The organism is Haloleucobacter albus, from assembly GCF_052492075.1.
Window position 1 is genome coordinate 17914 of sequence record NZ_JBQWAS010000014.1, and the last position, 11493, is coordinate 29406.

At 59.0% G+C, this 11493-nt stretch carries 9 protein-coding genes; 8 read left to right on the plus strand and 1 reads right to left on the minus strand.

Translation table 11 applies throughout. The features are described 5' to 3' along the window. The 4 genes from pyrG to parC all read left to right on the plus strand — a co-directional run bounded on the left by pyrG (window position 1) and on the right by parC (window position 6091). A complete protein-coding gene (gene pyrG / locus ACT6QH_RS01700) occupies window positions 1-1629 on the plus strand; it encodes a CTP synthase (protein WP_444973083.1) in 1629 nt (542 codons plus the stop codon). Between the two features lie 271 nt (window positions 1630-1900). Then, complete coding sequence (locus ACT6QH_RS01705) at window positions 1901-2776, plus strand: VOC family protein (protein ID WP_444973084.1); 876 nt, start codon at window positions 1901-1903, stop codon at window positions 2774-2776. A 109-nt stretch (window positions 2777-2885) separates the two neighbouring features. Beyond that, the gene (gene kdsA, locus ACT6QH_RS01710; protein WP_444973085.1) at window positions 2886-3749 is read left to right on the plus strand and encodes a 3-deoxy-8-phosphooctulonate synthase; all 864 of its coding nucleotides are present in this window, start codon (window positions 2886-2888) and stop codon (window positions 3747-3749) included. A 101-nt stretch (window positions 3750-3850) separates the two neighbouring features. Continuing rightward, the gene (gene parC, locus ACT6QH_RS01715) at window positions 3851-6091 is read left to right on the plus strand and encodes a DNA topoisomerase IV subunit A (protein WP_444973086.1); all 2241 of its coding nucleotides are present in this window, start codon (window positions 3851-3853) and stop codon (window positions 6089-6091) included. A gap of 104 nt (window positions 6092-6195) precedes the next feature. Here parC and ACT6QH_RS01720 read toward each other — a convergent pair whose 3' ends face one another. After that, the gene (locus tag ACT6QH_RS01720) at window positions 6196-6774 is read right to left on the minus strand and encodes a flavodoxin family protein (RefSeq protein ID WP_444973087.1); all 579 of its coding nucleotides are present in this window, start codon (window positions 6772-6774) and stop codon (window positions 6196-6198) included. 288 nt (window positions 6775-7062) lie between these two features. Here ACT6QH_RS01720 and ACT6QH_RS01725 point away from each other — a divergent pair, with 288 nt between their 5' ends. The 4 genes from ACT6QH_RS01725 (at window position 7063) to ACT6QH_RS01740 (ending at window position 11484) form a co-directional block, all read left to right on the plus strand. Next, window positions 7063-7377 carry an FtsB family cell division protein gene (locus tag ACT6QH_RS01725; protein WP_444973088.1) on the plus strand — a complete coding sequence of 105 codons (315 nt, stop codon included), beginning with the start codon at window positions 7063-7065 and terminating at the stop codon, window positions 7375-7377. A 160-nt stretch (window positions 7378-7537) separates the two neighbouring features. After that, window positions 7538-8551: a pyruvate dehydrogenase (acetyl-transferring) E1 component subunit alpha gene (pdhA, locus tag ACT6QH_RS01730; RefSeq protein ID WP_444973089.1), complete on the plus strand. Its 1014-nt coding sequence runs from the start codon at window positions 7538-7540 to the stop codon at window positions 8549-8551. A gap of 201 nt (window positions 8552-8752) precedes the next feature. Continuing rightward, entirely contained in the window at window positions 8753-10135 is a 1383-nt protein-coding gene (locus tag ACT6QH_RS01735) for a pyruvate dehydrogenase complex E1 component subunit beta (protein WP_444973090.1), read from the plus strand. 11 nt (window positions 10136-10146) lie between these two features. Continuing rightward, window positions 10147-11484 carry a pyruvate dehydrogenase complex dihydrolipoamide acetyltransferase gene (locus tag ACT6QH_RS01740; RefSeq protein WP_444973091.1) on the plus strand — a complete coding sequence of 446 codons (1338 nt, stop codon included), beginning with the start codon at window positions 10147-10149 and terminating at the stop codon, window positions 11482-11484. Window positions 11485-11493: the final 9 nt, after the last annotated feature.

The window sequence follows — 11493 nt, forward strand, 5'->3', positions numbered from 1 at the left end:
ATGGCGCGCTATATCTTTATCACCGGCGGCGTCGTGTCTTCCCTGGGCAAGGGGCTCGCCTCTGCGGCTCTGGGCGCCTTGCTTCAGGCACGCGGCTATACGGTGCGTTTGCGCAAGCTGGATCCCTATCTGAATGTCGATCCCGGCACGATGAGCCCGTACCAGCACGGTGAAGTCTTTGTAACCGATGACGGCGCCGAAACCGATCTGGATCTGGGCCATTATGAGCGGTTCACCGGGCGTCCGGCCACGCGGCAGGACAATATCACGACCGGCCGCATCTATATGGATATCCTCACCAAGGAGCGGCACGGCGATTATCTCGGCGCCACGGTGCAGGTGATTCCCCATGTCACCAATGCCATCAAGGATTTCGTCCTCGATGGAAATGAAGGTTATGACTTCGTGCTGGTCGAAGTGGGCGGCACGGTTGGGGATATTGAAGGCCTGCCCTTTTTTGAGGCGACCCGTCAGCTGAAGAATGAACTGCCACGCGGGCATGCCATCTTCATCCACCTCACGCTCATGCCCTATATCCCTTCCGCGGGTGAACTGAAGACAAAGCCCACCCAGCATTCGGTGAAAGAGCTGCGTTCCATTGGTATCCAGCCGGATATTCTGCTGTGCCGGACAGATCGCGAGATCCCGCGTGAGGAGCGCCGCAAACTTGCGCTGTTCTGCAATGTTCCGGAAGGCGCGGTGATCGAGGCGCGCGATGTGGATAACATTTATGCCGTGCCATCTGCCTACCATGCGGAAGGGCTGGATCGTGAAGTGCTCTCCGCTTTCCATATCGAGCCTGCGCCGGCACCAAATCTGAAACGCTGGACTGATATTGAAACCCGTGTGCGCAACCCGGAAGGGGAAATCACGGTTGCCATCGTTGGCAAATATACCGGCCTCAAAGATGCGTATAAGTCTCTCATGGAGGCGCTGGCTCATGGTGGTATCGCCAATCGCGTGAAGGTCAATCTCGACTGGATCGAGAGCGAGACCTTTGAACGTGAAGACCCGGCCCCCTTCCTGGAGCATGTGCACGGCATTCTGGTGCCGGGCGGTTTTGGCCAGCGTGGTGCGGAGGGCAAGATTCGCGCGGCGCGTTTTGCGCGTGAGCATGAGGTGCCTTATCTTGGCATCTGTTTCGGTATGCAGATGGCCGTCATTGAAGCTGCGCGTAATGTGGCTGGAATCACGGATGCGAATTCGAGTGAGTTCGGGCCGACAGCTGAGCCGGTCGTCGGATTGCTGACCGAGTGGGTGCAAGGTGAAGAATTGCAGAAGCGCTCTGCTGAAGGCGATCTGGGCGGCACAATGCGCCTTGGCGCGTATCAGGCGGCGCTTGCTGAAGGCAGCCATGTGGCCCAGATTTATAACAGCACTCAGATTTCCGAGCGCCATCGCCATCGTTATGAGGTGAATACTGCGTATCGGGAGCGGCTTGAGGCGCACGGCCTGAAATTCTCCGGTATGTCCCCGGATGGGTTGTTGCCTGAAATCGTGGAATACCCGGATCACCCGTGGTTCATCGGTGTACAGTTCCACCCGGAATTGCGCTCGCGTCCTTTCGAGCCTCATCCGTTGTTCAGTTCTTTCGTGAAGGCGGCGATGAAGCAGAGCCGTCTGTTCTGACCTTCTGATGCGGCGCTAGCGCTTGTCATTTTGAGCCTGTCCGGTTTGCCCGGCAGGCTCAAAACATTTTAGGCGCTATAATCATATTTGTTTCTAGTCTCATATGGTGCTGAGCCGACATGAGATGAGCTTGGGAGGCTATGAATGTCATGATGCGGCTGTATCATGAGAGCCTGCCCCGGAGGCCGGTCTTTTCATGCCGGTTTGCTCGTCCATGGGCGCGCCGCAACTTACCTCTTCACGGCGCGTGACTTAATAACAAGGAGAAGCCATGCGCCGTGGCCTTGACCATGTCATTCATCTTGTTCGCAATCTGGATGCCGCAGGGGAAGTGTATGACCTGCTTGGATTTACTGTAGGGGCGCGCAATGCGTTGCCGTGCGGTTCGTTCAATCGCATTGTACAAACGCCGGGTTTCTTCATCGAGATATTGCAAATTGCGGAGGAGGTCCCGCTTCCTTCTGCGGAAAATGGTGAATTTTTGCCGGCCCGCTTTAATGCTGCCTTTCTGGAGCAGCGCGGCGAAGGTTTTTCGATGCTGGCGCTGGAAGGCCATGATGCCGAGGCGGAGCGGCGACTTTTTGAAACTGCGGGCTATGGAAATGCTCCTGTCGGTCGTGTGGCCCACACCGTGCGCAAGGTGGATGGAGCTGAGGCGGATCTCTCCTGCTCAATGGCTTTTACGCAGGACCCCCTTTCTCCAGATCTGGGTGTGATGACTTTTACGCAGCATCAGCCGGAAAACTTCTGGTCTGAAGCGTTTCAGCGCCATTCCAATCACGTCAGTGCTGTTGCGGGTATTTCACTGGTTACGGAAGTGCCGGCCGAACATCAGCGCTTTCTGGAAGTGGTGACAGAGGTGCCCGTGCTGCGCGCGCGGGATGATTGGTATGTTGCGCAGACGCCGCGTGGCGAGATTGAGGTGATGACACCGACCCTGTTTCATCGGCGTTATGGCGCTTCTGCGCCGGAAGGTCGGGGGCTGCGTATCGCTGCGGTGCGCTTCACAACCTCTGGCGCGGCGGAATTGCGTCGCTCTCTGGAGGCGCGGCATATGGTGAATGAGGCTGTTCAGGGCATTATCGTGGTGCCACCTCATGCGGCGATGGGAGCCACACTGATTTTTGAGCATCGCGCGGCGTCATGAGGAATCCGGCTCTTTTCGCGATGAGCAGGCTTTGTCTGGTCTGGTCGCTTGCCTTCCGGGCCGATATTGCAGATGTAATGCGCCTTCGCATCACGGAAAGAGTCGTCTGATGACCGCATCTCAATCTCTCCAGCCTGATACCGTCGTTTGCGTGAAAGATGTGCGGATTGGCAACGCCCTGCCGCTCTCGCTGATTGCCGGCCCGTGTCAGATGGAAAGCCGGGAGCATGCGCTGGAAGTGGCCTCTGCTCTGAAGGAGATTACCAGCCGGCTGGGCATGGGGCTGATTTTCAAGACCTCTTTCGACAAGGCCAACCGAACATCCGCCAGCGCAGCGCGTGGTATGGGCCTGAAGGCGGCTCTGCCCGTTTTCGCCGAAATCCGCGAAACGCTGGGCTTGCCGGTGCTGACGGATGTGCATGAAATCACCCAGTGCGCCCCGGTGGGGGAAGTGGTGGATGTGCTTCAGATTCCTGCCTTTCTCTGCCGTCAGACGGATCTTCTGGTCGCTGCCGCGCAGACCGGTCGGGTAGTGAATGTGAAGAAGGGTCAGTTTCTCGCGCCGTGGGATATGGCGAATGTGGTGAAGAAGCTTACCAGCGCCGGAAACCCGCATGTGCTGGTGACGGAGCGCGGCGTCTCCTTCGGCTACAATACGTTGGTGTCCGATATGCGCGCGTTGCCAACCCTGGCGAAAACGACAGGTGCGCCGGTCATTTTCGATGCCACGCATAGTGTGCAGCAGCCGGGCGGGCAGGGCTCCTCTTCTGGTGGGCAGCGCGAGTTTGTTCCGGTTCTGGCGCGCGCGGCTGTAGCGGTTGGCGTGGCGGGTGTGTTCATCGAAACGCACCCCGACCCGGATCACGCCCCTTCGGATGGTCCGAACATGGTGCCACTGGCTCAGCTTGAGGCTCTGCTGAAGACGCTTCAGGGGTTTGATGTGTTGGCCAAGGCCAACCCGGTTTCCATCTGAAACAGACGGAGTGGGGCATCTAGTCCCTGCAAAACGGGGAAGGGGCGGGGCCATGCGTATAAACGCCTTGTCCTGCCTTGCGTTGCGGGGTACTGGCAAGCATGGCAACCCGCACGAAGACCCCACCCGGCGACGGCCATATTGAAACCGTCCAGCTGAAGGCAGCGCTGGAAGAGCGCTACCTTGCTTATGCTCTCTCCACCATCATGCATCGCGCATTGCCCGATGCACGTGATGGGTTGAAACCTGTCCACCGGCGTATTCTCCACGCCATGCGCCAGCTCAAGCTGGATCCGGGGCAGGGCTTCAAGAAATCCGCCCGCGTTGTGGGTGATGTGATCGGTAAGTTCCACCCCCATGGCGACCAGTCTGTTTATGATGCACTGGTGCGCTTGGCGCAGGAGTTTGCCCAGCGTTATCCGCTGGTGGATGGGCAGGGCAATTTCGGCAATGTCGATGGCGATAATGCCGCCGCCATGCGTTATACCGAAGCGCGGATGACCGAGACGGCTCGTCTGCTGCTGGATGGTATTGATGAAGATGCTGTGGATTTTCGCCCCACCTATGATGGCTCCGAGGAGGAGCCCGTGGTGTTGCCGGCGGCTTTCCCGAACCTGCTGGCCAATGGCTCACAGGGCATCGCTGTTGGCATGGCCACCTCCATTCCACCGCATAATGCCGCTGAACTGCTGGATGCGGCGCTGCACCTGATCGACCATCCCAATGCGCTTTCAGCTGATCTGCTGAAGCTGGTGCCGGGGCCGGATTTCCCGACGGGCGGTGTGCTGGTGGATGATCCTGTTGGCATTGCGGAAGCCTATGCCACCGGGCGTGGCGCCTTTCGCGTGCGGGCGCGCTGGCATAAGGAAGAGGCCGGGCGCGGCGGTTATGTGGTGGTGGTGACGGAAATTCCCTATGGGGTGGCCAAATCCCGCCTCGTGGAGAAGATCGCCGAGTTGCTGACCTCCAAGAAGCTGCCGCTTCTGGCGGATGTGCGCGATGAAAGCGCAGAAGATATTCGCCTCGTGCTGGAGCCACGTGCCCGCACGGTGGAAGCGGAAGTGCTGATGGAAAGCCTGTTCAAGCTCACGGAGCTTGAAGCCCGCATTTCCCTCAACATGAATGTGCTGGTGCGCGGGCAGATTCCCAAGGTGCTCTCGCTGGCTGAAGCGCTGCGCGAGTGGCTGGATCATCGCCGTGATGTGCTGCTGCGCCGTTCCCACTATCGCCTGGAGAAAATCGCACATCGGCTGGAGGTGCTGGGCGGTTATCTCATCGCCTATCTCAATCTGGATGAGGTGATCCGCATCATCCGTGAGGAGGATGAGCCAAAGGCCGAGTTGATGCGCACCTTTGGCCTGACGGATGTGCAGGCCGAAGCCATTTTGAACATGCGTCTGCGCTCTCTGCGCAAGCTGGAAGAGATGGAAATTCGCCGGGAGCATGATGCCCTGACGAAAGAGCAGGATGCGCTTAACAAGCTGGTGGCGTCTGAAGGCGCGCAGTGGAAGGCAATTGCGAAGCAAATTCGTGAAACCCGCAAAACCTATGGCCCGGAAACTGAAATCGGCCGTCGCCGTACCACCTTCGCCGCAGCGCCGGAGCTGGCCGAGGAGGCATTCACGGAAGCCCTGGTGGAGCGTGAGCCCATCACAGTGGTGGTGTCACAAAAGGGCTGGATTCGCGCGCTGAAGGGGCATGTGCAGGATCTGGGCAATCTTCAGTTCAAGACGGACGATGGACTGGGCCACGCCTTTTTCGCAGAGACCACCTCAAAGCTGATGCTGTGTGCCTCCAATGGCCGCTTCTTTACAACCGAAGCTGCGAAGCTGCCTGGGGGGCGCGGGCATGGCGAGCCGCTGCGCATGATGATTGATCTGGATCAGGAGACGGAGATTGTATCCGTTTTCCCGCATCAGCCGGGTCGCAAGCTGCTGGTTGTTTCCTCACAGGGCCGTGGCTTTGTGGTGAATGAGGATGATTGTGTCGCCAATACCCGCAAGGGCAAACAAGTGCTGGTGGTTGATGCACCGGATACGGCGCAAGTCGTGCGAGTTGTCGAAGGCGATACGGTTGCGGTGATTGGTGAGAACCGGAAGCTGTTGCTCTTCCCGCTTTCGCAGGTGCCGGAAATGACGCGAGGTCGTGGTGTGCGTTTGCAGCGTTATCGCGATGGCGGCTTGGCGGATATCAAGCTGTTCAATCTGGCGGATGGGCTGACATGGGAAGACAGTTCCGGGCGCACCTGGACTGTGAATGAATTGCTGGAGTGGCAGGGCGAGAGGGCCTCCGCAGGGCGGATGCCGCCTAAGGGCTTCCCGCGGACGAATAAATTCTCCTGATCCGCCCCGCCATTCAGGATGGGATGAAAAGGCGCGCTCACCGCCAGGTGGGCGCGCCTTTTATGTTCCTGGCGATGCGGAAGCTGGTGCTACCGAGGGCGTTGTCAGGCGCCGCGGGTCCAGCGTAAGGCCGCCTCAGCGACACGCTTGCCGAGGAGTGCCGCTGTGCGACGGTCAGCCTCTGGCGGAACGACTTCCGAGCCCTGGTCCACATTGGACTGGGCGAAGGCACCTGAGAAGCCGCCAAGGCGGTTGATGTCATTGATGGAGCCGGTTGAGGAATTGTTGCCCGGCAGGTGGCCCAGACCAACCCAGATCATGCCATGCTGCTGGGCCAGCGTGAAGAGAGCATTGATCGCTTGGGATTTGTCGCCATTCTGGCTACCGGAATTGACAAAGCCGGCAGCCAGCTTGTCCTTCCACTTGGATTCAAACCATCGCTTGGAGCTCTTCTCCGCGAAAGCCTGAAAGGCTGCGGACACATTGCCCATATAGACAGGTGAGCCAAAGATGATGGCGGCTGCATTATCCAGCTCGTCCCAGTGTTCATCCACGTGCTCTACCTGAATGAGCAGCCCCTCAATGGCACTGACTTCGTGGATGCCGGAGAGAACGGCTTCGGCCTGCACCTTGGTATGGCCATAACCGGAATGATAGACGATGGCGACGACGGGTTCGGACATGGGCCTTCTCCTGAACTTATGAAAACAGGGCCTGATTGAAGCGAGCGAGCAACGGGTGTGGCTCAATGTTGTGTTCTTGTTGTGCCGTGCAGCAGGGAAAAATGCCATGCGGGAATTCGCATTTTTCGTATGCAAAAATGCAAACAAGGTGCGAGGGCATCATTTCGAAATGTGGGATCTGAGGGCGGGCGTTCGCTTCCTTTGTCTTTGCAGTCGTCATTAAGGCATGCTCCTGAAAAGGGAGCGAGCCTTAACAGGGCAGAAACTGAATTGAGCTAATCTGGCTTCATGCAAAGCCGCTCTCGCCTCCGCTCCTTTCTCGTCACGCTCGCCCTTCATCTCGGGGCCGCAGCGCTCATCGGTTATTTTGCCTATCACGCCTATACGGGTGACCATGGGCTGATGGCCAAGCGCAGCTATGAGCAGGAATTAAGCCGGCTTGAGAGTGAGCTGGCAGATCTGCGCGCTCAGCGCAGCAAGCTGGAGCACAAGGTCTCTCTGCTGGATGCGCGGCGACTCGATCCAGACATGCTGGATGAGCAGGGGCGGCGTCAATTGAACTTCGTTCACCCCAATGATCTTGTGCTGCTCCGCAGCAATTGAACTTAATTTCAGTTCATCATGCACATGAACTGAAATTAAGTTCATTTCTTCGGAATCAAGCGTTTGCAAGATGTTGCGGCGCAACATTTGCATTTGAGGCTTTGAAGCCTTCGGAAGCTGCGGTAGAAAAAAACAACTCCAGCGCTTCCCGAGGATGCCGATGGCCACCAGAAAAACCACCGCCCGCTCCGCCGCTGCTTCCGCAGAGCCTGCAACCTTTACGAAAGAGGAAGATCTCTCCGCCTATCGGGAGATGTTGCTGATCCGCCGTTTTGAGGAAAAGGCCGGCCAGATGTATGGCATGGGCCTGATTGGCGGTTTTTGCCACCTTTATATCGGCCAGGAAGCCGTGGTGGTGGGCATGCAGATGGCCATGGAAGACGGCGATCAGGTGATTACCGGCTATCGTGACCATGGCCACATGCTCTCTGTCGGTATGGACGCCAATGGCGTGATGGCTGAACTGACGGGCCGCCGTGGTGGTTATTCCAAGGGCAAGGGCGGCTCGATGCATATGTTCAGCATTGAGAAGCAGTTCTTTGGAGGTCATGGCATTGTAGGTGCTCAGGTTTCTCTGGGCACGGGCCTCGCCTTCGCGGATCGTTACCGCGAGAATGGCAAGGTTTCTGTCACCTATTTCGGTGATGGCGCAGCCAATCAGGGGCAGGTCTACGAAAGCTTCAACATGGCCGAGCTGTGGAAGCTGCCTGTCGTCTATGTCATCGAAAACAACAAATATGCCATGGGTACCTCGGTGACCCGTTCTTCTGCCCAGCAGGATTTTTCCAAGCGCGGCGTATCCTTCAACATCCCCGGTGAACAGGTGGATGGCATGGATGTGCGTGCGGTAAAGGCTGCGGCGGAACGCGCGCTGGCCTTCGCCCGTGAAGGCAATGGCCCTTACATTCTGGAAATGCAGACCTACCGCTATCGCGGCCACTCCATGTCTGATCCGGCTAAATATCGCTCGAAGGAAGAAGTGCAGAAGATGCGCACCGAGCATGACCCCATCGAACAGGTGCGGGTGCGTTTGCTTGAGGCGCATCAGGCCACTGAGGAAGAGCTGAAGAAGATTGATGCGGAGGTTCGCCAGATCGTGGCGGCGGCGGCCGATTTCGCCAGCAACGATCCTGAGCCGGAACCCTCCGAGCTGTACACCGATATTCTGCGCTGAGGCGTGTCATGGTGGCGTCCTTCTTCTCCTTTCCGGCAGATGCGGTCTGCGCAGTGGCCGGCGGAATGCACGATGCCACTTCTCTCCCGAATGTCGCGGCGGGTGATGTCGCGAATGATCCCATCATGGCGCGAACTGTTGCGGAGGCAGGGATAACACGCCCGGCTTCCTCCTCTCGTCGCCGAGCAAGAGCTGACTGCCATGGCCATTGATATCCTCATGCCGGCCCTGTCTCCCACCATGGAGAAGGGCAATCTCACCAAATGGGTGAAACAGGAGGGCGACAGCGTTGCGCCCGGCGATGTGATCGCCGAAATCGAAACCGACAAGGCCACCATGGAAGTGGAGGCGGTGGATGAAGGCACCCTCGCCAAGATCCTCGTAGCGGAAGGCACGCAGGATGTGGCGGTGAATACGCCTATCGCCATCATCGCCACCGAGGGTGAGGATGTTGCCGCCGTAGCCGCGGGCCCGGTGCCTGCGGCTCCTGTGGCGCCGGTGGCTTCTTCTGCGGAAGTGCCCGCTGCTCCGGCTGTTGCGACCACACCGGCCGAACCCATGGCCGTGGCCCATGCAGATCCTGAAGTACCCGCTGGCACGGAATATGTCACCCAGACCGTGCGTGAAGCCTTGCGCGATGCCATGGCCGAAGAGATGCGCGCGGATGGCGATGTCTTCGTGATGGGTGAAGAGGTGGCGGAATATCAGGGTGCTTACAAGATCACCCAGGGTCTGCTTCAGGAGTTCGGCGACAAGCGTGTGGTGGATACGCCCATTACTGAGCATGGCTTTGCCGGTCTCGGCGTGGGTGCCGCCATGGCGGGGCTGAAGCCCATCGTGGAGTTCATGACCTTCAACTTCGCGATGCAGGCCATCGACCATATCATCAATTCGGCGGCCAAGACGCATTATATGTCTGGCGGGCAGGTGGGGTGTTCCATTGTGTTCCGCGGCCCGAACGGTGCCGCCGCCCGCGTGGCCGCCCAGCACAGCCAGGATTATTCTGCCTGGTACAGCAATGTGCCCGGCCTGAAGGTTATCGCGCCTTATTCTGCGGCGGATGCCAAGGGCTTGCTCAAGGCGGCCATTCGTGATCCGAATCCGGTCATTTTCCTTGAGAATGAAATTCTCTATGGCCACAGCTTCGAGGTGCCGAAGCTGGATGATTTCGTGCTGCCTATCGGCAAGGCACGTATTGCGCGCCCCGGTAAGGATGTGACGCTCGTTTCCTTCTCCATAGGCATGACCTATGCCCTGAAGGCTGCTGACGAGCTGGCCAAGCAGGGCATTGAGGCCGAAGTGATTGACCTGCGCACCATCCGCCCGATGGATGTGGAGACCATCGTCGCCTCGGTTCAGAAGACGGGCCGTTGCGTGACGGTGGAAGAGGGCTGGCCGCAATCCGGCATCGGTGCTGAAATTGCCGCCCAGCTTATGGAAAAGGCTTTCGATTATCTCGACGCCCCGGTGCTGCGCATTACCGGCAAGGATGTGCCCATGCCTTATGCAGCAAATCTCGAAAAGCTGGCTCTGCCTTCGGTCGCTGAAGTGATCGAAGCCGTCCATGCCGTGACCTATCGCTGAGGAGGCGGCCCATGCCTGTCGATATTCTGATGCCGGCCCTGTCTCCCACCATGGAGAAGGGCAATCTCGCCAAATGGGTGAAGCAGGAAGGTGAGGAGGTCAAATCCGGCGACGTGATCGCCGAGATTGAGACCGACAAGGCCACCATGGAAGTGGAGGCGGTGGATGAGGGCATTCTGGCCAAGATCCTCGTGCCGGAAGGCACGCAGGATGTGCCGGTGAACCAGCTCATCGCCGTGCTCGCCACGGAAGGTGAGGACGTGAAGGACGTTGCGGCCACTGCCGGGCAGGGGGGCTCTGCCGCCCCCGTTGCAGCGCCTGCGGCCTCTCCGTCTCCAGCGGCTGAAACGACTTCGGTGGTTGCACCTGCGCCGGTTGTGTCCGCAGCGGCACCCGGCACCCGCATTTTCGCCTCTCCCCTTGCACGTCGTCTGGCGAAGGAGAAGGGCATTGATCTGGCGGCCATCTCCGGCTCGGGTCCGCGCGGGCGGATCGTGGCGCGGGATGTGAACGCCGCACAGCCGGGGGCAAGGCCGGCTGCGGCTTCCGCAGCACCAGCCCCGGCTATCGCTGCCAAGGATGCGCCGAAGACCGCGCTTGCAACCGCACCTGGTGTTGAACAGGTCAAGGCGCTTTACGAGGAAGGCACCTATGAGGAGGTGCAGCTGGATGGCATGCGCAAGACCATTGCGCGCCGTCTGGTGGAAAGCGAGCAGGTGACACCGACCTTCTTCCTGACGGTGGATTGCACGCTGGATGGCCTGCTGGCCCTGCGAGAGCAGGTGAATGGCAAGGCCCCGAAGGATCAGGATGGCAAGGCGGCCTATCGCGTCTCGGTGAATGATTTCATCATCAAGGCGTTGGCGCTGGCGCTTCAGCAGGTTCCGGCTTGTAATGCCGTGTGGGCGGAAGATCGCATTCTGCGCATGAAGCATTCGGATGTCGGCGTTGCCGTGGCCATTGATGGCGGCCTTTACGCCCCCGTGGTGAAGAAGGCCGAGCAGAAGACCCTTTCCGCCATCTCCAACGAGATGAAGGATATGGCGAAGCGCGCGCGTAACAAGAAACTGAAGCCGGAGGAGTATTCCGGCGGCACATCCTCTGTCTCCAATCTCGGCATGATGGGTATTCGTAACTTCACGGCCATCATCAATGCGCCGCAGTCCTCCATCTTCGCCATCGGCGCTTCCGAGGAGCGCGTGGTGGTGCGCGGTGGCGAGATGAAGGTGGCGACCCAGATGACCGTGACCATGACCTGTGACCACCGGGTGATGGACGGCGCTCTGGGTGCGGAACTTCTGGCGGCCTTCAAGGGCTATATCGAAAACCCGATGTCGATGCTGGTGTGATCCGGCGCG

Bases quoted from the DNA above. Each gene is read 5' to 3' on its own strand.
- pyrG (WP_444973083.1), top strand. From the start codon at position 1: ATGGCGCGCTATATCTTTATCACCGGCGGCGTCGTGTCTTCCCTGGGC.
- ACT6QH_RS01705 (WP_444973084.1), top strand. From the start codon at position 1,901: ATGCGCCGTGGCCTTGACCATGTCATTCATCTTGTTCGCAATCTGGAT.
- kdsA (WP_444973085.1), top strand. From the start codon at position 2,886: ATGACCGCATCTCAATCTCTCCAGCCTGATACCGTCGTTTGCGTGAAA.
- parC (WP_444973086.1), top strand. From the start codon at position 3,851: ATGGCAACCCGCACGAAGACCCCACCCGGCGACGGCCATATTGAAACC.
- ACT6QH_RS01720 (WP_444973087.1), bottom strand. From the start codon at position 6,774: ATGTCCGAACCCGTCGTCGCCATCGTCTATCATTCCGGTTATGGCCAT.
- ACT6QH_RS01725 (WP_444973088.1), top strand. From the start codon at position 7,063: ATGCAAAGCCGCTCTCGCCTCCGCTCCTTTCTCGTCACGCTCGCCCTT.
- pdhA (WP_444973089.1), top strand. From the start codon at position 7,538: ATGGCCACCAGAAAAACCACCGCCCGCTCCGCCGCTGCTTCCGCAGAG.
- ACT6QH_RS01735 (WP_444973090.1), top strand. From the start codon at position 8,753: ATGGCCATTGATATCCTCATGCCGGCCCTGTCTCCCACCATGGAGAAG.
- ACT6QH_RS01740 (WP_444973091.1), top strand. From the start codon at position 10,147: ATGCCTGTCGATATTCTGATGCCGGCCCTGTCTCCCACCATGGAGAAG.